Below are 19,696 nucleotides of genomic sequence, written 5' to 3' on the forward strand. Positions count from 1 at the left end.
ATCGCATCCGATCGACAGAATAAAAAATTTTCGGGGAGGCGTTTTCAATGAAAGCGGCGGTGCTTCATGAGTTCGACGAGAAGCTGACGGCGAAGGAGTTCGTCAGGTTCGAAGACGTGACCGATCCGAAGATCTCGCGCCCGATGGACGTGATCGTGCGCATCGGCGGCGCCGGCGTCTGCCGCACGGACCTGCATATCGTCGAAGGCATCTGGCGCAGCAAGGTCGACGTCAAGCTGCCTTACATCATGGGTCACGAGAACGCCGGCTGGGTCGAAGCGATCGGGCCGGGGGTCGAAGGGGTCAAGGTTGGCGACAGCGTGATCTGCCATCCGCTCGTGACCAGCGGGCATTGTCTGGCATGCCGCCGCGGCGACGACATGCACGCGCTGGACAGCTCGTTCCCCGGTATCAACGCCAATGGCGGCTATGCGCAATATCTGCTGACCGGTCAGCGCTCCCTGATCAAGCTGCCGAAGTCGCTCGCGCCAAAGGATGTTGCTCCCTACACCGACGCCGGCCTCACGGCCTATCGCGCCGCCAAGAAGGCATCCCGACATCTGCTGCCGGGCGAATATGTCGCCGTGATCGGCGCGGGCGGGCTAGGCCATATCGGCATCCAGGTTCTGGCTGCGCTCTGCGCGGCAGAGATCATCGTGATCGATCGCGCCGCAGACTCGCTCGAGCTCGCCAAGAAGTGCGCCGCGCATCATCTCGTGAAGGCCGACGGCAACGAGGTTGAGGCCGTTCTGGCGCTGACGGGTGGGCGTGGCGCAGAAGCCGTGATCGACTTCGTCGGGGAGGGTGAGGCCGTCGCCAGAGGCCTGTCGATGACGGCGAACGCCGGCTCTTACTACATCGTAGGCTATGGCGGGAAGATCGATATCCCGACCATCGACATGATCACCTCGGAGAAGACGATCGTCGGCAATCTGGTAGGCACCTATGCCGAACTGGTCGAGCTGATGGCGCTCGCGGATCGCGGCCTCGTAGAACTCCACACCAGGGAATATCGGCTCAGCCAGGCCAACGAGGCGCTTCATGATCTGCATCATGGACGCATCCATGGCCGCGCGGTGCTGATCCCCTAGGGCATGTGCCGCGAGATGCAGAACATCAGTCCGGATCGTGGAGCGAAAGTGGCGCGAGTGACAGACGACAGCCCGCCAGGGCCGCAGATCACCGCCGGGGAAGCGGCCGAACTGCGGCGCGCCCGCGATCGGATGATCGCTCGGGACAAGGTGATCGATGAGATGGTCGACAACAACGAGCGGCAGATCACCAACGAACACGCCCGCGGCGGTGCCGAAATCGAGCTCGCCTGCGCCGTGCGTGGCGCGGCGCGGGCCGAAGCCGGGCCTGAAGCGCATGAGGAGCTGGAACGGGCGATCGCACGGCTGGAGGTGCTCCGGGAGGAGCATCGGCGCCTGCTGGCCGAGCGCGAGTGGCTCAACACGTCGCTGCGCGAGATCGACGACGGTCCGTCGCCCGGCGAACACGAACGTTCGGGGCACGCATGACAAGCGAGGCGACCATGATTGCATCAGAAGACCAGAGGCAAATGCCGTCTCCGCAACCGGTCATGAGCGAGGAAGACAGGTCGAAGGACGCCTTCTTCATCCAGCTTGCCGAGATCGCGGAGGCGATGATCGCCGCTCACGGCAAGGATTTCGCCACGGGCGCACTGGTTCTCTCGGCGAAATTCGTCGCCGAAGGAAAACCTCTCATCAAACCGGCCAGCGGAGGGTGACGAGGAACGACGAAGTCAGCAGATCGATCAATCCATTTAACGGACTCAAAGTGAGTTTTGCCGCCGAGGATTTCACGGAACGAACCAGAGGTTTTGACCTCTGATCAAAAGCGAGAATGCCGGAAGCAACGCAACGTTCAAAGGAGCTGGAAATGACTGCAAGTCTGACACTGAACAAGATAACCGCGCAGAAGGGCATCAGCATCGCTGAAGCGGCCAACCGCGTCGCGGACCTTGGCTGGACGCCAAGCTACGTGCAGGAGGCGATGACCTTCCCGACCGACTACAAGATCTCGAAGACGCCGCGTGACCCGATGAAGCAGGTGCTGCGGTCCTACTTTCCGATGCAGGAGGAGAAGGACAACCGCGTCTACGGCGCGCTGGATGCCGCATTGCGCGGCGACATGTTCCGCAACGTCGAGCCGCGCTGGGTCGAGTGGATGAAACTGTTCCTGGCGATCATCCCGTTCCCGGAGATCTCGGCGGCGCGCTCGATGGCGATGGTCGGGCGGCTGGCGCCCGGCGAGGAACTCCGCACCGGCTTCACCATGCAGATGGTCGACGAGTTCCGCCACTCGACGATCCAGATGAACCTCAAAAAGTGGTACATGGAGAACTATATCGATCCCGCCGGGTTCGATATCACCGAAGCTGCGTTCGGCAAGTGCTATGCGACCACGATCGGCCGCCAGTTTGCCGAAGGCTTCCTGACCGGTGACGCGATCACCGCCGCCAACGTCTACCTGACCGTGGTCGCGGAGACCGCCTTCACCAACACCCTGTTCGTGGCGATGCCCTCGGAAGCCGCGCGTAACGGTGACTACGCGCTGCCGACCGTGTTCCTGTCGGTTCAGTCGGACGAATCCCGCCATATCGGCAACGGCCACTCGATGCTGATGGCGATGATCAACGATCCGTCGAACCATCAATTGCTGGAACGTGACCTGAAATACGCCTTCTGGCAGAACCATGCGATCGTCGACGCCGCGATCGGCACCTTCATCGAGTACGGCACGACCAACCGCGACAAGAACAAGGAGTCCTACGCGGAGCTCTGGCATCGCTGGATCTACGAGGACTACTACCGGACCTACATGTTGCCGCTCGAGAAGTACGGCATCAAGATCCACCACGACGACGTCGCGGCCGCCTGGGACCGGATCGTCAAGAAGAACTACGTTCACAAGACCGCGCAGTTCTTCACGGTCGGCTGGTCGGTGAACTTCTGGCGCATCGAGGCCCAGACCGAGCGTGACTTCGAGTGGTTCGAGCACAAATATCCGGGTTGGTACGCCGAATTCGGCGACTTCTGGAAGTGGCACGCCAAGCTCAGCGTGCCCGGCGAGACCAACATCCTGTTCAACAGCGATGTGGGCTACGTGTACCCGCACCGGTGCTGGAGCTGCATGGTGCCGTGCCTGATCCGCGAAGACTTCGTTTGCGACGAGGTCGATGGCAAGATCTACACTTATTGCTCGGAAGGGTGCCGCTGGACCCACAAGGTGGCATTCGCCGCCGAATATGAGGGGCGGGCGACGCCGGCGATGGGCCGCTTCAGCGGCCGCCGCGAATGGGAAGATTGCTACCACGGCTGGGATGTCGCCGACGCGATCAAGGATCTCGGCTTTGTCAGGCCTGACGGCAAGACCATGATCGCACAGCCGCATCTGCGCTTCGACGCCAAGGACATGTGGACGCTCGATCACGTGCGCGGCCACACGCTCGGCAGTCCGTTGCGCGGCTTCCGGGCGCTCTCGCCGGCCGAACGCGAGGTCGCGACGACCGAGTATCGCAAGGGCTTCAAGATCAACCCCTGCCACTAAACGTGACGACGGGAGGGGCCGCGTTTCGCGGTCCCTCCTGCCGGCGGCCGGCGAAGGTCCGGCCGTTCTGTTCAATTGCCGTGACGACAAGGCGGGGACGATGACCGACGTGGTGGTTCATAAGGTTCGCTTCGAGCCGGTAGGCATCGAGATGGAAGTGGAAGAGGGCGAGACGGTGCTCGACGCGGCGTTTCGCCAGGGCATCTCGCTGATGCATGGCTGCAAGGAAGGCCAGTGCGGGAGCTGCAAGTCCAGGCTGGTCGACGGCGACATCGAGTTGCTGAAATATTCGACCTTTGCCTTGCCGGATTACGAAAGCGAGACCGGCCACGTGCTGCTGTGCCGGACTCATGTCTACAGCGACATCAGCGTCGAGCTGCTCAACTACGACGAGGACCTGCTCAGCCGCTCGATCGCGGTGAAGGCGTTTGACGGCCGCGTGGCCGATGTGGCGGCGCTGACGTCCGACATCAGGCTACTGGAGATCGACATCGACAAACCGATGAAGTTCTGGGCCGGCCAGTATGTCGATCTGACGCTGAAGGATGGCACCATCACGCGCGCCTTCTCGATGGCGAACCCGCCGTCTGAAGCAACCCGTCTCCGCTTTATCATCAAGAAATACCCGAACGGCGCGTTCTCGGCCCAGCTCGACGGGAAGCTCGGCGTCGGGGATGCGGTGACCGCCAAGGGACCTTACGGCACTTGCTTCCGGCGCGAGGAGCGGCCGGGACCGATGCTGCTGATCGGCGGCGGTTCGGGCATGTCGCCGCTGTGGTCGATCCTGGCCGATCACATCGGCAGCGGCGAGCAGCGGCCGGTGCGGTTCTTCTACGGCGCGCGCACCCGTGCCGACCTGTTCTATCTCGAGGAGCTCGCGGCGATTGCCGCGCGGCTCGACGACTTCAAATTCGTGCCGGCGCTATCGCATGCCGAGGCGAGCGATGGCTGGGACGGCGAGACCGGGCTGATTCACGAGGTCGTGCAGCGCCATCTGCGCCAGGAGAAATTGAGCGGTGCCATCGACGCATATGCGTGCGGGCCGACGCCGATGATCGACGCGGTACTACCCATCCTGCAAATGAATGGCGTCGAACCGGAGCACATCTACTTCGACAAGTTTACGCCGGCGGTGCGATGACGGCGTTCAAAAGTTCGTCGCAGAACAGAATGGCAAAAGGGAGTGAGACATGAGCGCACAGACAAGCAGAGCAGCAGCAGCCAAACCCGTCGCGATCGCCAAATCCGGCGCAGCGGGGGCAGCGGTCTTCCCGGGTTCCGATAGCCGCAAGTACAACTACTTCGAGCCCAAGGGTCGCAAAGCCACCCATTACGAGGATATGACGGTCGACGTGCAGCCCGATCCGGAGCGCTATCTGCTGCAGGATTGGATCATCTCCTTCCCCGACGGAACGCCGACCTATTCCAAGGACTGGACAGCCGCCAAGAGCTCGAACTGGCACAAGTTCAGAGCCGTCGACCAGGAATGGGAGCGTACGCACTACCAGCGGCAGTCGACGATCTGCGGCATGGTGCAGAACACCATCGAGAACGGCCGGAAGTCCGGCGCGCCGACTCGCTTCGACCCCGCCTGGGTCAAGATCCTGCAGAACCACCTTGGCGCCTACAAGCATGCCGAGTTCGGCCTCGGGACGTCGACCATGCAGGCGCAGCGCTACGGCTATACGCAGATGGTCAACAACGCGATCCTGACCAACTCGTCCTACAAGCTCCGTTTCGCCCAAGACATCACGCTCTATCTGAGCGAGGTCGGCCTCGATCTTCCCGGCTTCGACATCACCGCAGGCAAGAAACACTGGCTCGAAGATCCGATCTGGCAGGGTGTGCGCAAGTCGGTCGAATCCGTGATGGGCTCGAACGACTATCTAGAGCAATATTTTGCTACCAACGTGGTGTTCGAGCCGCTGGTCGGCGAATTGTTCCGCTCGGGCTTCCTGATGCAGGCGGCCTCCGCGCAAAACGACTTCATCACGCCGGCCGTCGTGTCCGCGGCTGAGGCCGACTACGAACGCAACCTCGCCAACACCGTCGAGCTGTTCCACATCCTCGGCACCGATCCGACCTATGCGGCGCAGAACGTCGCGCTGTTCAACAGGTGGCTGGTCAAGCACGCCGATCTCGCGCTCGACGCCGCCAACCATCTGCAGCCGATCTGGTCGCAGCCACGTGTCAAGGTCGCGGCATACGCCGATGCCCTTGCCCACGCCAAGAACCGCATCAAGGGGATCGCTGGCGAGCTCGGCCTGACCGTGCCGGTCAACATCGCCTCGTAACCGGCACGTTAAACGTCAGTCACAACCCATTCCTTCAGGAGATCGACATGCTGCACGAGAATGACAACATCTTCAAATCGATGAAAGACATCACGTTCGACGACACGGTGTCCCATCAATGCGGCGTCACCATGAATGACAGCGTCGAGGCGCGCGCCATCGCCGAAGTCATGGGCCGTCACGAGCATATCAAGGTGACCTACATGCCGGCGATGATCCGTATCGATGGCGACGGCAAGATGGAATTCAAGATGGACGAGATTTCCGAAGAGCTCGGCCGGGTCATGACCCCGCATCTGTTCGAGATCTCGACCTCGACGCATTACGGCCGCATGGTCATGACCGACGACAACACCGTCATGCTGTTCGGCGACATGAACGAGATGATGAAATACATCGTCTGACGGCTGCCTGTGACCAGGCCCCGGTCGGCGCGAAGCCGGCCAGGGCCATCAGACGGCATCAATCACCGCGCGTCATAACAACAGACAAATCCAGCCGGATCGGGAGGAACGCCATGTACAGGACGGCCAAGGGTGAAGAGATTTTCGTCATCGACGGACACACCCATTTCTGGGACGGAAGTCCGGCAAACCAGAAGAACATCCACGGCAAGCAGTTCATCGAGTGCTTCTATGCCTATCACTCGAATCTGAGCCCGCCCTCGGAGAAGTGGGACAAGGAGAAGTTCGAGAAATACGACGCCAAGACGATGTTCGACGACCTGTTCGTCACCGGCTATGACGACATGGCGATCCTGCAGCCGACCTATCTCACCGATTTCTACAAGAACGGCTTCAACACCACCGAGCGAAATTCGGCGATGAAGAAGAGCCACCCGGATCGTTTCATCCTGAACGGCGCGTTCGATCCGCGGGACGGCAGCAGGGGCATCGAGGAGCTTCACGCGCTGTCGGATAAGCACAAGCTCAAGGGCGTCAAGCTCTACACCGCGGAATGGCGTGGTGAATCCAAGGGCTACAAGCTGACCGACAAGGCGTCCTACCAGTATCTCGAGGCGGCGCAGAAGCTCGGGATCAAGAACATCCACGTCCACAAGGGCCCGACCATCATCCCGTTGAACCGGGATGCGTTCGATGTTGCCGACATCGACGATGTCGCCACCTCGTTCCAGGATCTGAACTTCATCGTCGAGCACTGCGGCCTGCCGCGGCTGGATGATTTCTGCTGGATCGCTACCCAGGAAACCAACGTCTATGCCGGTCTCGCGGTCGCCTTACCGTTCATCCATTCGCGGCCGGGATATTTTGCCCACGTTATCTCCGAGCTGTTGTTCTGGCTCGGTCCGGACAAGATCCTGTACGGCAGCGATTACGGCATCTGGACCCCGAAATGGCTGATTGACAAGTTCATGGCGTTCGAAATTCCGGACGACGTCACCAAGGAGACCGGCTCGGTACTGTCGATGGAGGCCAAGACCAAGATCCTCGGCCTCAACGCGGCGCGCATCTATGGCATCGATGTCGAGGCGCAGAAGAAGAAGATCCGGGCCGGCGGCGGTTACGCGCATCTGCCCGAAGCCGTTCATGCGCCAAGGTGATGGCCATGACGGGTGGTGATGACGACGCGGTGCGGCCGGTACGCCGTTCGTCGGATGACAGGCAGGCCCAGATATGGGCCTGCCTGCAGACCGTGATGGATCCCGAGCTCGACGAGTCCGTGGTCGAGCTGAATTTCGTGACCAGGGCCGACGTGGATTCTAAGGACCGGATTCACATCGAGTTTCGCTTGCCGACCTATTGGTGCGCCGCCAATTTTTCCTTCCTGATGGCGGATGACATGCGCCAGGCGGTCAGCCAGCTCGATTGGGTCAAGGGCGTCCACGTGGTACTTGGCGAGCACATGTATGCCGACAAGATCAATGCGGGCCTCGCCGAGGGGCGTTCGTTCCAGGAGACGTTCGGCGCCGAGGCCGACGGCAATCTGGACGAACTGCGTCAGACCTTCCTGGTCAAAGCCTTCCAGCGGCGGCAGGTCGCGCTGCTCAGTCATCTCATGGCGTTGGGGCAGACCCCGCGAGAGATCGTTAGCCTGACATTGGCGGAACTCGGCAACATGCCGCTGGATGATGCCGGTGCGAAGCTGGTTAGGCGCTATCTCGAACGCCGCGCTGTCGTCGGCCCGGTCCACGCAAATACGCCGGCCTTTGTCGATGCCGGGGGAGCGCGGCTGGAGGCCGATGGCGTGCCCGGTTACGTCTCGAGGCTGCGGCGGGTCTGCGTCAACGCCGAATTCAACGGCGCGTTGTGCCGTGGCCTGCTTGCGGCGCGTTTCGATCTCGAAACGCCGTTCGTGCCGAGATCGAAGACGAGGGCTGCATCGCCAGGTGCAGGTCCGGTGCCGTGATGTGCAAGCGCAGCGACAAGACCGAGTCCAAATCAGACCACCTCAAGGCTATGTCGGGGAGTTGAGATGCCGAAGATCATGATGCACGATGAAGCGGCGCGGGCCGCATTGGGCCGGGGTGTCGCCAAGCTCGCGAAGGCGGTGCGCGGAACGCTTGGTCCGAAGGGCATGAACGCGATCATGGACCGACCGATCGGTACGCCGATCGTGTCGCGCGATGGCGTCAGTATTGCCAGCGAGATCGAGCTCGAATGCCCGTTTGAGAACATGGGCGCGCAGGTGCTACGGGAGGTTTCGGCGCGCACCAATGAGGTGGCAGGGGATGGAACCACCACGGCCACGGTGCTCGCCGACGTCTTGGTACAGGAAGGCCTGAAGTGTCTCGCGGCGGGCGCCAACCCGGTTGAACTGGTCGAGGGGCTGGAGCTGGCGGTTGGCGAGACCATCACGGCATTGCGGCGGTCGGCGAAGCCCCTCCAGGGCTCCGCCGGCCTGCGTGCCGTCGCCGGGATCGCTGCCAACGACTCTGCGCTCGGCGACATGGTCGCCGAGGCCTTCGAGCGTGCCGGCAATCACGGGATCGTGGCGGTGGAATATGGCAGCACCGTCGAGACGACGTTGGAAATCGTCGAAGGCATGGCGTTCGACCGCGGCTATCTTTCGCATCACATGGTGACCGATGTCGAGAAAATGCAGGTGGTGCTCGACAACCCCTTCATCCTGATGACCGATCTCAAGATCCAGACCGGCGAACAATTGGCCGGTGTGATCTCGCTCATCGAGAGAAGCGGAAGGCCTTTGCTGATCATCGCAGAGGAGGTGATGCCCGCCGTCATCATGCAGTTGCTGGCGCGCCGGGAGAAGGCCAATTTCAAGGTCGCAGCGATCCATCCGCCGGAGTTCGGACATTGGCGCAAGGCGATGCTCGAGGACATCGCGATCACGACGGGGGGGCGCGTCATCGCCGCCGATCTCGGCGGCAGGCTGGAGAAGGCGGAGCTGCACGACCTCGGATCCGCGCGCCAGGTGCGGATCTCGGCCTCGAAGACCCTGATTACGGCAGGCGCCGGCGACCAGAGGACCATCGCGGCGCGACGCGAGCAGGTGTTGCGCCAATATGATGCCGCGCCCGAAAATATCGAACGGGACAAGTTCCAGGAACGCATCGCGAAACTGTCGGGCGGCACCGCGATGATTCTCGCGGGCGGCGCGACGCCAGTCGAGCAGAAGCGCCGGACCCAGCTGATCGAGGATGCAATCAATGCGACGAGGGCGGCGATCGAAGAGGGCATCGTGCCGGGCGGCGGCGTGGCGCTGCTGCGGATCGCTGCGCGGCTCGATGAGCTGGTCCATCGTCTGGACGGTGGCGCCAGGCAGGGCGCGGAGCTCCTGCAGCGCGCGCTCAGCCGGCCGCTCTTCTACATTGCGGCGAATGCGGGCCTGAACGGCGAGGCGGAGGTCGCGAAAATCACCACGGCAAGCAATGGCCACGGACTCGACGCACGCAACGGCTCGCAGGTTGATCTCGTCGAAGCCGGGATCATTGATCCCGTCAAGGTTTGCTACAGCGCGGTTCGCAATGCGGCGTCGGTGGCCGGTTTGATTCTGACGACGCAGACCTTGATCGCCAAAAAGCCGGATGACTACGACCCGACCGCGGGGCCGGCGCGAGGCGGCGGCGCCGAGCTGCTTTGATCGGAGCGGATTGCCGGTCCATTGTGACCGGCGTTCGTTTGGAGACGGCGGATACGGCGAGGTGCGCAGCATCTGCGGAGTCAGCACACCAAAAGTGTCATTCGGGCTTCTTCTGTCCGAGCGCGCGGTAGATGGTATTTCTGGAGACGCCAAGGCGCCGTGCAGTTTCGCTGACGTTGCCGGAAGTCTCGGCATACACCTCGAGGATCCGCGTCCGATGAATGTCGTGGAGCGATCCGACCTCGTTCCCGTGACGTTGAGCGACAGCGGCGGCGCCGCCGTCGTTGGTGAGACCGTTCGCAGCCGCGAGGGTGAAGCGTGCCAGCACGTTGCGGAGCTCGCGGATATTGCCGGGCCAGGGACGCCCGGCGAGACGCGCAACGTCCGCCGATGTGATTTCGCAGGTCGGATCGATCGTATCGAGCAGATGGCGAACGATGGCGTCAAAGTCGTCGCGATCGCGCAGTCGCGGCAGCGTCACCTCGAGCGTGTTGAGCCGGTAGAGCAAGTCGGATCGGAATCCGCCTTCGGCGATGGCCTTGTCGAGCCTGGCGTTCGTTGCGGAGATGAGGAACACGTCGACCTTGGATCTGACGCCGCCGACCGGGCGCACGGTCCAGTCGTCAAGCAGCCGCAGAAGCACGGCCTGCAGAGCCACTGGCATGTCGCCGATCTCGTCGAGGAACAGTGTGCCGCCGTCGGCCTCCTTGACCAGCCCGACGGCACCGCCGCGCCGCGCCCCGGTGAACGCACCCTCGGCATAGCCGAACAGCTCGGTCTCGATCAGGCTTTCGGGGAGGGCGGCGCAATTAACGGGAACGAATGCGCCAGCCCGCCCACTTGCCCGATGCGCGTGGCGGGCAAGCTGTTCCTTGCCGGTTCCGGTCTCACCGCGGATCAGGATTGGCATCTTGCGTGCCGCTGCGGTCTCAACCTGACGGACGATGGCGCTTACAACGGGATCGCGGGCGACGAAGCCGGTAGCGGTGCCGTGAAGGTACCGCGGCGCCGGCTGCAAATCGCCTACGGCGGACGGCAAGCTCCCGGGCGTGCGGTGTTCGGGATCCGGTCTCGATTTCGAAGCGTCGCGAGGCGTGATGAGTTGGCGCTGTCGCGCATGCAGAACCACGATAGCGCCGATGCCGCTGCGCTCGTTCTCAACGAAATTGAAGCTCGCGTTTGGAAGCAACTCCTTCAACTTGCTTGGCCATTCGGCGAAGGGAACCGTCTTCAGAAAACGGGTTGGCGCGTCGCCTTGAACGCTGTGGTGGTCACGCCGAAGGGCTTTCAAGGCGCGTTCGGTGGCGTGGAGGATCGTGCCTCGGCGGTCGAGCAAGATGCACTCGTCGTTGAACCATTGCGATCTCTTGGCGAGAAAGTGGCACAACAATTCCTCATGTTCTTGCCGCACTGATTGCGCCAGAACGCTTTCCACATGATGGCCGACCGCGACAGCTAAAGCGAGACTTTGCGGATTAAAGGTGCTCGCGGGGCCCGAAATGTCCACCACGCCAAGCAGTTCGCCGTCGCTCGGATCGTGAACCGGAACGGCAGCGCAGGTCCACCGCTGGACCTGCGAACAGAAATGCTCCGCACCGCGGATCTGCACCGGTTTCGATTCCGCTATCGCGGCGCCGATCGCGTTGGTGCCGATGTCGGCCTCACTCCAACATCCTCCGTGTTCGAGATGAACTGCACGGCCGGCGTCGATGACCCTATCGTCGCCCTGCGTGTCGATGATCAGCCCACCGGGATCGGTGAGGATCATGATTGAATTTGCGTCACGCAGGAATGTCTTCGAATTCTCAAGCGCGCACCGGGCCGCATGACGGAGCGAGGCGTGTTTGGAGCGATGGCGAAACAATTCGGCGTCGCCGACGAGTGGCGCACGCGCACGGTCGATGGTGACATGATGGTTCCTGGATCTCTGCCACGAAGCTGCGACCGAAGATCTCAAATCGGACGACAACGCTCCGCGCTCAACGAACTTCTCCCACGCCGCCAGCACTTCTCGTTGGTCCATCCCAGCTTCTCCGAGCTGAAAAGCGGCCAGCCGCGGTCGTGACGGGCCATTCGATCAATCACCTGTGTGCGGGGACTGCTTGTCGCAACTGCCGTTTCGATCATGCAAGGCGCAACGGCTGAGCCGGTCCAGGCTGCTCGAATGGCCGCCCGCATCGATCCCATGCCCGTCGCACCCGCTGCGAAGCCGGATGCGCCGCGCGATCAAACAACCCCTTCGGCTTGCCATTCCCCAACGTTCCGGGCTCTTCTCTCGAGCCCGTTCACGAGCCTAGCGTATACTTTTTGAATAGTTCTAGCAAAGGTGGCGGTTCGAAGTTTTGATATGCCGCGATGGAACCGGTCAAGTAGCGGGTTCAGATATGTGCTCCGCTACAGCGATCGACTTACCGGGGGGGCGGCTGGCTCGGTCTATCCAAGAATCCGGGCAAGTGCTCGTTTGACTGGTGCGGCGCAGCATCGGCAAGTCTGCGGCGCTGTCCTGGGCATCCATGCGGCCGGTAGCCATGGCTATTCGACGCCGCTCTGTGATCGAGCGTGGAGGCGACCCAGCGTATCCAATCGGGAGACTACGGCAGCGATCGGAATCGCTTTTGACAGCAACTAGGATGCGGGCCCCGAGAGCCAGGTCGGTCAAATTTCAATTTGCAGCGAATGTCGGGACCGGTGCTTGCACCTCCGTGATTTGAACCTGGGCGTTGCCGTCTCACGCGAATTGAATTCGTGCTGCTATTTGATCTTGCTCGGCGACACTTCCTCAAATTAGCTCAAACGGGCTTATGATGGATTTGGAGCGAGAGTTCAGTTTTTCAATTGATAAGAAGGCAGCGTGTGCACGATGTGTGCACCGGTAGTTCAAGAAAAATCCTATCACCGCTAGCACGAGCAGGCCTTGACCACTCAGGTTGGCGGAGGAGCCGAGTGGGCGGTCTGCGGAGCGGGTTGGCTTCGAAGATGGTTTCGTCAGTACGCGACTTAGCCTCGGAACGTTGCGAAGGCCTGCCACATCTCCCGCGCAAAAACCTCGGGCTGCTCGAACGCGGCGAAGTGTCCGCCTTTGTCTGCCTCGTTCCAGTAGAACAACCTGGACCAGGCGGCCTCCGCCCAGGAGCGCGGAGCGAGAAAGGTCTCGCCCGGGAAGATGGTTGCTCCCATCGGAAGGTCGATTGGTTCTGACGACGCACGCGAGTTCGAGAAGAAGCTATTCTCCCGGATCGTGCTTCCGACGCCTTCCCAGTAGAGACGCGCACTCGATGTACCGGTGCCAGTGAACCAGTACAGGGAGATGTCGTCGAGCATCTGATCGCGGGTGAGGGCGTCCTCCGGAAGGCCGCGATTGTCTGTCCACTCCCAGAATTTTTCGTACATCCACATCGCCAGCGCCAGCGGCGAATCGTGCAGCGCATAGCCGATCGTCTGCGGCCGCGTGTTCATCTGGTCGGCGTAGCCAGCCATCTGATTAAGATAGTGCTCGATGTTGTCCAGTGCTTGCTGTTCTTCCCTGGTCGGCCGCACCGGTGCCGACTTCGGCACCACCAGCGGCAAGTTGACATGGGCGGCGAGTAGACCCGGAGGGCGTTGGCTGGCCATGGCGTGGGTGATGGCCGAGCCCCAGTCTCCTCCCTGCGCGACCCAGCGCTCATATCCGAGCCGCTCGCGCATCAGCACCGCCCAGGTTCGCGCGATGCGACCCGGATTCCAGCCCGGCTCGGTGGGTTTGTCGGAGAAGCCGTAGCCAGGGATCGACGGCACGACCACGTGGAACGCGTCCTCGGCGCGTCCGCCGAACCGTGTCGGGTCGGTCAGGCGGTCGATGACATCGAGAAATTCCACAACCGAGCCCGGCCATCCATGAGTGAGAACGATCGGAAGGGCCTGCGGATGCGGCGAGCGGGCATCAATGAAATGGATGCCGACGCCGTCGATGCGCGTGCGGAACTGCGGAAAGCGATTGAGGCGCGCCTCGAATTGTCGCCAGTCGTAGTCATGCAGCCAGTAATCGATCAGCGACTTTGCTGCAGAGAGCGGCACACCTTGCGACCAGTCACGCACGGTCTCCCGATCGGGCCATCTGATGAGGGTGAGCCGCAACCGCAGATCGTCGATGGCGGCTTGCGGAACATGGACCTCGAAGGGCGCGAGGCTGTCAGGCGCGGGCGGCAGCACCAGCGCCGGGCGTGCGTCTGGACCGGCCGCGGGAAACGATCGCGCGTCGGGCAGGAGGGCGGAGGTAGACATATCAAACTCCAGGTGATCCCGCCGGATAGACAACTCGGCGGGTTGATGGTGAGAGCGAATCCTGTGGCGACTGCTAGTCCGGCCGGACCACTTCGAACATGGTGTCGGCGGTCATCTCGAAATAATCGCCGCGCCGGCCGGCGCGCGCGATCGGGCGCGCGAGTTCGGTGAGATAGACGCCGTCCCTGATGAAGGCCTTGTCGATGTGGACAGCGACGACTTCGCCGAGCGTCAGCCAGGCCTCCGCCGGTTCACCCGTCGTCCCCTTGAGCCGGATGATGTCCGTGACCCTGCACTCGAACGACACCGGGCTTTCGGCCACGCGCGGTACGCTGACGAACTTGCTCGGCGCTCGCGTCAGTCCGGCAATCGCGAACTCGTCGACCTCCCGGCTGACATGGAGCGCCGTAGCATTCATCCGCCGTGCCAGATCCATGGTTGTGAGGTTCCAGCAGAACTCCCCGGTGTCCTGGGCGTTCGCGACGGTGTCTTTCCAGCCGGTCGAAGAGAAGCCAATGAGCGCCGGGGTGTAGCAAAAGGCGTTGAAGAAGCTGTACGGCGCGAGGTTGACGTTGCCCTTTGCGTCACGCGAGGAAATCCAGCCGATCGGTCGCGGCGCGACGATGGCGTTGAAGGGATCGTGCTTCAGCCCGTGCCCCTTCGACGGCTCGTAGAAGTGGATGTCCCGCGACGCGGCGCGGGTTGCCGTGGGCTCCATGGTTCACACGTCCTGCCAGAATTGATCGTAGCTCGGCTTGCGCCGCTCGTCGAAGGATCGCAATCCTTCGCGCCACTCGGCCGGCGGAACATCCGCGGGCGAAAGCAGGACGCGCGCCCAATCCGTCTCACCGTGATGGGTGAGGTTACGTTTCGCGGCAGCGATGGCGCCCGGTGGTGCCGACTGCACGATACCAAGCGCGAGATCGATCGCGCCTGAAACGACGTCGCCCGTCGGCACCAGGCGATTGGCCAGCCCCCAGTCGACGGCCTGCGCCGCACTCAGCCGGCGGCGCGTCAGTATCAGTTCGGCCGCACGCCTCGTACCCACCACGCGGTGGAGACGCGCCAGCGCGGTGTTGGGGATGACGCCGTGGCCCAATTCCGGCAGAGCGAAATAGCTCTCCGTTCCCGTGACGACGAGATCACAGCAGAGCGTCAGCTCGAATCCGCCGCCGAGCGCGCCGCCTTGTACCGCCGCGATGGTCGGACGCTTCTCCTCGGCCAGGGCGCGAAACAGCAGGGCAGGATCGGTCGGATCGGAAGCGCCGCTCATCCATCCGGCCTTCAGATCGTCGATGTTGGCGCCCGCGCAGAACACCGGACCGTTCGCCGCGATCACGATGGCCCGCGCCTTCTCGGCGCGTGCCCGCGCGATCAGCTCGAGCAGCATCGCGACCGAAGCCCTGGACAGGGCGTTGCGTCGCTGCGGCTCGTTCAGGGTGAGAATGGCGACGTCGCCGTTGCGGCTGTAGAGCACCGGCATGGTCAGGCTCTTGCGGATTTGGAGGAGTCGCCGAGGAGGTGCCGGCGGATGTCGTCCGGAATGGCATGCGGCTTCCCGGCCTGGAGCAGCACGCAGGAGGCCGTAGCAGAGGCTACGCATGCCCCGGCGCGGAAGACGCCTTGCAGGACCTCGAAGGAGGAGCGGCCGACAGAGGTGACCGTCGAGCCGATGTTGACCTCACCCGGATAGAAGACCTCACTGTGGAATTCGATGGTCAGCCGTCCGACCACGACGTTGAGGCCGTCCATGAGGCGGCTGATCGCGGGCTCCGCGAACAGCTCCATGCGGCCGCCTTCGAGGAAGCTGGCGATCGCCGCGTTGTTGACGTGCCGGAACTGATCGGTGTCGGCATTGCGCAGCTTTTCCAGACTCCAGAACCGGAAGTGCTCCGGCGTGAGCCGTGGCGTTGAAGGGGGGCGTGAAACCGGGTCCTCGTGCATCGGTCACTCCTCACTCGCGCGGGCGGGAGTGTTCGGTGGCCTCGTGCTCGATCCGGTAATAGATCTCCTCGGCCATCGGCTGACGCATTTCTTCGATGATGTGCCCGACGAGCCCGACTGCGCGAGCTGCCACGGCGAGGCCGCGACACATCTTCCAGGGCAGCTTGAACTCCGAAGCGATGGCTGCCATCGCGCCGGTGACGTTGAGGGGCAGTGGTCGGCCATATTGCCGGCTTGCCTCCGCGCCGATGTTCTCCATCAGCTCCACATAGCGGCCCGCAAAGCCGGTTTCGTGCGCGACCTTGAACAGGGCCGGCGTGCGTGGATCGATCGGCTTGTGGAAGGGGTGGCCGACCCCCGGAATGATCTCGCGCCGGCTCCTGTGGGCGCTGACGATGTCGACCGCCAATTGCTTCAGGTTGACGAACGCCTGCGGGTCGGGCAAGGCCTCCTGGAGCATCTTCGCCGCGTTATCCAGCGAGCCGACGAACACGGAGCCGAGCCCCAACAGTCCAGCGGCGACCGAGGCCTGCACGGCTTCCGGCGCCCCGCAATAGGTCATGCGTGTGGCGAGGGAGGAGGGTGTGATTCCATGCTCGACCAGGATCACCATCATGGCATTGAACATGCGCGCTTCATTCGCGTCCGGAAGTCGGGCGAAGATCTCGAGGAAGGCCATCTGGCCAAAATCGACGACACCGACGATCTCGGAGCAGAGATCGAGCCCGTGGACCTTGATCTGCGTGGGAGTCGCCCAGGCGATGTCGGATTTGATCTCGTGGCGTTTCATGTCAACCTCGTCAGGTGATGGGAGCGGAGCTGAGCAGCCGGGAGGCGTGCTCCCTCAGCGCCGCCTTGCGGATCTTGGTGCCGTTCGGGCCGTCGATGACCGGAAACGCGTCGACCTGAACGATGCGACGCGGGACCTTGTAGTTGGCGATGCCTTCGCGGCAGTAGGCGAGCAGCTCGGTCTCGCCGAGTTCACGGTCGGAGCGAATAAAGGCGACCGCAACGTCGCCTTCGCCCTCGAGGCGCACGCCGACGACCTGCGCGGCGGACACCTCCGGATGCCGGCAGAGAAAGCTCTCGATCTCGCCGGGATCGACCAGATAGCCGCGCAGGCGGAGGCCGTCGCCGATGCGCGACAGGAAAACGAAAGCGTCCTCGTCCGCATAGGCGAAATCGCCGGTTCGATACCAGCCGTCGGAGGTGAACGCCTGCGCGGTTGCGGCCTCGTTGTTCAGATAGCAGGGCATCACATTGTAGCCGCGGATCTGCAATTCGCCGGTTGCGCCGGATGCCACCGGCGTTGCCGTCTCAGGCTCGACGATGCGCAAAGCCATCTCGCCGGACAGCAAACGGCCGCCGGGCAGCGACCTGACCTCGATCGGTTCGGAGGGCGAGCGCGCGGCCATGAGAGCAAAGCCTTCGGACGAGCCGTAGACGCTGACGAGGCGCAATCCCCATTTGTCTTCGGCGGTCCTCATCACGCGGTCGGTCAGGCCGGCAAAATCGGCAAAACCTCCGGCGCGCAGCGTCGAGAGTTTCGCCGCGGGCACGTTGAAGACGGCATCCAGCAGCCCGTCGGAGCCGAACACATGGGTTGCCGCATGTCGCTCGATCGCCGAGGCGGCTTCGGCGGCCTTGAAGACCGGAAGCAGAACGCAGGCGCCGCCACCCGCCAGCGTGGCGATGGCCTGGACGAATCCCAGCACGCCATAGAGCGGCAATGCGCACAGCGTCGTGTCGCCGGAATGGATGTTGAATGCGGAAGCGACGATATGCGCGTGGTTGCGGCAGCTATGCTGGTCGTGAACGGCGAGCTTCGGCGCACCGGTGGTTCCGGAGGTGCTGAACGTGCACAGCAGGTCTTGCGGCCGGCCCCCCGCTTCCACATGGCCATCGGCACCCGGATGGAAACGGCCCGGGTCGGCTATCTCGATGACGTGGGCGAGCGTAGGGACCTCGCCCTGGATATCACGCACGATCTGCGCGAAGGCCACATCGAGGAAGCTGCTCGCAGCCACGACCGCCTTCGCACGGGACAATGCAATCACATGGAGCGCCTCGGCACGACGGTATCTCGTGCTGATCGGAACCACCAGAATCCCCTGATGCGCGGCGGCAAACAGGAATTGCAACCAGGTCGGGCCATCAGGGAGCCACAGCGCGATCACGTCGCCGCGCGTCAAGCCGAGGCTATGCAGAAACGCTGCGGCGCGCTTCGACGCCTCGGCCAGTTCCCGGCGCGTAGCGACATATTCGCCGAGATAAATCGCCGGCGCTTCGACATCGTTATCGAGCAGCCCGAAAAACGGGCTTGGCGCGCCAATCATTGTAATCCCCTGCGTGTCAGTTTGAGAGAGCCTGGCGAGCGATCTGAATTCGCTGCATCTCGGATGTGCCTTCGCCCAGGCGGAATGCGCGGGCATCCCGATAGAATCGCTCGATGGGGAGCTCGCACATGTAACCCATCCCGCCGAAGATCTGGAGGCAGCGATCGACGACGCGGCATCCCATCTCGCTGGCGTATAATTTGGCCCTGGACACGGCGATCCGCGACGACGAATCTTCCTGGTCGCACAAGGCGGCGGCACGATAGATCAGTGCCCGTGTCGCTTCGATCTCGACGTCATTGTCCGCGATCATGAACTGGATGGCCTGATGGCTCGCAAGCTGCGAGCCGAAGGCGCGACGCTCCTTCGCATAGGCGATCGACATGTCATGCGCGCGTTGCGCCAGTCCCAGCGACCGGCAGGCAGAAAGGATCCTGTCGTGGTTGATCGAGGCCATCATGACCATGAAGCCGTCGCCGGGACACCCGAGAACGTCCGCATCCGGAACGAAACAGTCCTCGAGCGAGAAGCCGTTCAGATGATAGCCGTGCCACCCCATCTTCTTGTAGCGCGTCATGCCGACGAGCCCCGGATTGCTGCGCTTGACGATGAACGTGGTCAGGCGCCCTTTGAGGGAAGCGGTGTGATCGCTGACCGCCAGCACGATCACGTAGTCGCAAGTCTCGACGTTGGAGATGAACTGCTTGGCCCCCTCGAGGCGCCAGCCGCCATCGACCTTCACCGCCCTGGTTCGAATGCTGCTCAAATCCGACCCGGCATCCGGCTCGGTGAGGGCGTACGTCATCGTCACGCGACCGGACGCGAGATCGGGAAGGATGCGGGCGCGCTGCTCCTCATTGAGGTGGATCAGCGAGAGCGGCAGGAACCCGACCACCTCGGACAGCGGAACGGAGGTGTGGGTGACCTCTTCCAGGATTCCGACCTGTGCCGCGACCGGAAGGCCGTAACCGCCGAGCTCGGGCGGGAGGTTGAAGCCATAGATCCCGAGCTCTGCGGCCTCGCTGCGCAGCTTGGCCAGCAAGTCCGGAGACACGTTGTCGTCGGTCTCAATCTGCTGTTCGAGCGGCTCCAGACGGTCGCGGACAAATCCTCGCACCGTCTGGCGGAGCATCGTCATCTCATGCGAGGCAAGGTCGATCATGGAAAGCTCCGAAAACGATTTCGTAAACAACCTAGACGCCGGCGAGCTCCTGTGTCAAGTGTTGG

At 62.9% G+C, this 19,696-nt stretch carries 18 protein-coding genes; 10 read left to right on the top strand and 8 right to left on the bottom strand.

Annotated features, from left to right (window positions below; all coding sequences use genetic code 11):
* The first annotated feature begins 47 nt into the window (after positions 1-47).
* The 10 genes from ACE103_RS16845 to groL all read left to right on the top strand — a co-directional run bounded on the left by ACE103_RS16845 (position 48) and on the right by groL (position 9,929).
* A complete protein-coding gene (locus tag ACE103_RS16845) occupies positions 48-1,091 on the top strand; it encodes an NAD(P)-dependent alcohol dehydrogenase (protein WP_375780348.1) in 1,044 nt (347 codons plus the stop codon).
* Positions 1,092-1,106: 15 nt separating this feature from the next.
* Positions 1,107-1,520 carry a hypothetical protein gene (locus ACE103_RS16850; RefSeq protein ID WP_375780349.1) on the top strand — a complete coding sequence of 138 codons (414 nt, stop codon included), beginning with the start codon at positions 1,107-1,109 and terminating at the stop codon, positions 1,518-1,520.
* 14 nt (positions 1,521-1,534) lie between these two features.
* Complete coding sequence (locus tag ACE103_RS16855) at positions 1,535-1,750, top strand: hypothetical protein (RefSeq protein ID WP_375780350.1); 216 nt, start codon at positions 1,535-1,537, stop codon at positions 1,748-1,750.
* 152 nt (positions 1,751-1,902) lie between these two features.
* Positions 1,903-3,573 (top strand): aromatic/alkene/methane monooxygenase hydroxylase/oxygenase subunit alpha, encoded by a 1,671-nt coding sequence (locus ACE103_RS16860; protein ID WP_223973597.1) that lies wholly within the window; start codon positions 1,903-1,905, stop codon positions 3,571-3,573.
* Between the two features lie 100 nt (positions 3,574-3,673).
* Entirely contained in the window at positions 3,674-4,714 is a 1,041-nt protein-coding gene (locus tag ACE103_RS16865) for an NADH:ubiquinone reductase (Na(+)-transporting) subunit F (protein ID WP_375780351.1), read from the top strand.
* Positions 4,715-4,763: 49 nt separating this feature from the next.
* Positions 4,764-5,867 carry an aromatic/alkene monooxygenase hydroxylase subunit beta gene (locus ACE103_RS16870; RefSeq protein ID WP_375780352.1) on the top strand — a complete coding sequence of 368 codons (1,104 nt, stop codon included), beginning with the start codon at positions 4,764-4,766 and terminating at the stop codon, positions 5,865-5,867.
* A gap of 47 nt (positions 5,868-5,914) precedes the next feature.
* Complete coding sequence (locus tag ACE103_RS16875; RefSeq protein ID WP_375780353.1) at positions 5,915-6,271, top strand: MmoB/DmpM family protein; 357 nt, start codon at positions 5,915-5,917, stop codon at positions 6,269-6,271.
* A gap of 113 nt (positions 6,272-6,384) precedes the next feature.
* On the top strand, positions 6,385-7,428 hold the full coding sequence (locus ACE103_RS16880; RefSeq protein ID WP_375780354.1) for an amidohydrolase family protein: 1,044 nt from the start codon (positions 6,385-6,387) through the stop codon (positions 7,426-7,428).
* Between the two features lie 5 nt (positions 7,429-7,433).
* Positions 7,434-8,234 (top strand): metal-sulfur cluster assembly factor, encoded by an 801-nt coding sequence (locus tag ACE103_RS16885; protein WP_375780355.1) that lies wholly within the window; start codon positions 7,434-7,436, stop codon positions 8,232-8,234.
* 66 nt (positions 8,235-8,300) lie between these two features.
* Positions 8,301-9,929, top strand: coding sequence for a chaperonin GroEL (groL, locus tag ACE103_RS16890; RefSeq protein ID WP_375780356.1), 1,629 nt, complete (start codon positions 8,301-8,303; stop codon positions 9,927-9,929).
* Between the two features lie 97 nt (positions 9,930-10,026).
* On the opposite strand, the gene ACE103_RS16895 is transcribed toward groL, so the two are convergent.
* The 8 genes from ACE103_RS16895 to ACE103_RS16930 form a co-directional block, all read right to left on the bottom strand.
* Positions 10,027-11,952, bottom strand: coding sequence for a sigma-54-dependent Fis family transcriptional regulator (locus ACE103_RS16895; RefSeq protein ID WP_375780357.1), 1,926 nt, complete (start codon positions 11,950-11,952; stop codon positions 10,027-10,029).
* A gap of 974 nt (positions 11,953-12,926) precedes the next feature.
* Positions 12,927-14,117, bottom strand: a complete 1,191-nt coding sequence (locus tag ACE103_RS16900) for an epoxide hydrolase family protein (protein WP_375780358.1) — start codon at positions 14,115-14,117, stop codon at positions 12,927-12,929.
* Positions 14,118-14,262: 145 nt separating this feature from the next.
* Positions 14,263-14,907, bottom strand: a complete 645-nt coding sequence (locus tag ACE103_RS16905) for a flavin reductase family protein (RefSeq protein WP_375780359.1) — start codon at positions 14,905-14,907, stop codon at positions 14,263-14,265.
* Between the two features lie 3 nt (positions 14,908-14,910).
* Positions 14,911-15,672, bottom strand: coding sequence for an enoyl-CoA hydratase/isomerase family protein (locus tag ACE103_RS16910; RefSeq protein WP_375780360.1), 762 nt, complete (start codon positions 15,670-15,672; stop codon positions 14,911-14,913).
* A gap of 2 nt (positions 15,673-15,674) precedes the next feature.
* A complete protein-coding gene (locus tag ACE103_RS16915) occupies positions 15,675-16,133 on the bottom strand; it encodes a thioesterase family protein (RefSeq protein ID WP_223973569.1) in 459 nt (152 codons plus the stop codon).
* 10 nt (positions 16,134-16,143) lie between these two features.
* Positions 16,144-16,923 carry a citryl-CoA lyase gene (locus tag ACE103_RS16920; RefSeq protein WP_375780361.1) on the bottom strand — a complete coding sequence of 260 codons (780 nt, stop codon included), beginning with the start codon at positions 16,921-16,923 and terminating at the stop codon, positions 16,144-16,146.
* Positions 16,924-16,933: 10 nt separating this feature from the next.
* On the bottom strand, positions 16,934-18,469 hold the full coding sequence (locus ACE103_RS16925; protein ID WP_375780362.1) for an AMP-binding protein: 1,536 nt from the start codon (positions 18,467-18,469) through the stop codon (positions 16,934-16,936).
* A 16-nt stretch (positions 18,470-18,485) separates the two neighbouring features.
* Positions 18,486-19,631 carry an acyl-CoA dehydrogenase family protein gene (locus tag ACE103_RS16930; protein ID WP_375780363.1) on the bottom strand — a complete coding sequence of 382 codons (1,146 nt, stop codon included), beginning with the start codon at positions 19,629-19,631 and terminating at the stop codon, positions 18,486-18,488.
* Positions 19,632-19,696 lie beyond the last annotated feature (65 nt).

The organism is Bradyrhizobium sp. ma5 (assembly GCF_042258955.1).
GTDB lineage: Bacteria > Pseudomonadota > Alphaproteobacteria > Rhizobiales > Xanthobacteraceae > Bradyrhizobium.

What these genes read in the sequence shown, in the direction of transcription:
- ACE103_RS16845 (WP_375780348.1), top strand. Translation starts at nt 48, where the DNA reads ATGAAAGCGGCGGTGCTTCATGAGTTCGACGAGAAGCTGACGGCGAAG.
- ACE103_RS16850 (WP_375780349.1), top strand. Translation starts at nt 1,107, where the DNA reads ATGCAGAACATCAGTCCGGATCGTGGAGCGAAAGTGGCGCGAGTGACA.
- ACE103_RS16855 (WP_375780350.1), top strand. Translation starts at nt 1,535, where the DNA reads ATGATTGCATCAGAAGACCAGAGGCAAATGCCGTCTCCGCAACCGGTC.
- ACE103_RS16860 (WP_223973597.1), top strand. Translation starts at nt 1,903, where the DNA reads ATGACTGCAAGTCTGACACTGAACAAGATAACCGCGCAGAAGGGCATC.
- ACE103_RS16865 (WP_375780351.1), top strand. Translation starts at nt 3,674, where the DNA reads ATGACCGACGTGGTGGTTCATAAGGTTCGCTTCGAGCCGGTAGGCATC.
- ACE103_RS16870 (WP_375780352.1), top strand. Translation starts at nt 4,764, where the DNA reads ATGAGCGCACAGACAAGCAGAGCAGCAGCAGCCAAACCCGTCGCGATC.
- ACE103_RS16875 (WP_375780353.1), top strand. Translation starts at nt 5,915, where the DNA reads ATGCTGCACGAGAATGACAACATCTTCAAATCGATGAAAGACATCACG.
- ACE103_RS16880 (WP_375780354.1), top strand. Translation starts at nt 6,385, where the DNA reads ATGTACAGGACGGCCAAGGGTGAAGAGATTTTCGTCATCGACGGACAC.
- ACE103_RS16885 (WP_375780355.1), top strand. Translation starts at nt 7,434, where the DNA reads ATGACGGGTGGTGATGACGACGCGGTGCGGCCGGTACGCCGTTCGTCG.
- groL (WP_375780356.1), top strand. Translation starts at nt 8,301, where the DNA reads ATGCCGAAGATCATGATGCACGATGAAGCGGCGCGGGCCGCATTGGGC.
- ACE103_RS16895 (WP_375780357.1), bottom strand. Translation starts at nt 11,952, where the DNA reads ATGGACCAACGAGAAGTGCTGGCGGCGTGGGAGAAGTTCGTTGAGCGC.
- ACE103_RS16905 (WP_375780359.1), bottom strand. Translation starts at nt 14,907, where the DNA reads ATGGAGCCCACGGCAACCCGCGCCGCGTCGCGGGACATCCACTTCTAC.
- ACE103_RS16910 (WP_375780360.1), bottom strand. Translation starts at nt 15,672, where the DNA reads ATGCCGGTGCTCTACAGCCGCAACGGCGACGTCGCCATTCTCACCCTG.
- ACE103_RS16915 (WP_223973569.1), bottom strand. Translation starts at nt 16,133, where the DNA reads ATGCACGAGGACCCGGTTTCACGCCCCCCTTCAACGCCACGGCTCACG.
- ACE103_RS16920 (WP_375780361.1), bottom strand. Translation starts at nt 16,923, where the DNA reads ATGAAACGCCACGAGATCAAATCCGACATCGCCTGGGCGACTCCCACG.
- ACE103_RS16925 (WP_375780362.1), bottom strand. Translation starts at nt 18,469, where the DNA reads ATGATTGGCGCGCCAAGCCCGTTTTTCGGGCTGCTCGATAACGATGTC.
- ACE103_RS16930 (WP_375780363.1), bottom strand. Translation starts at nt 19,631, where the DNA reads ATGATCGACCTTGCCTCGCATGAGATGACGATGCTCCGCCAGACGGTG.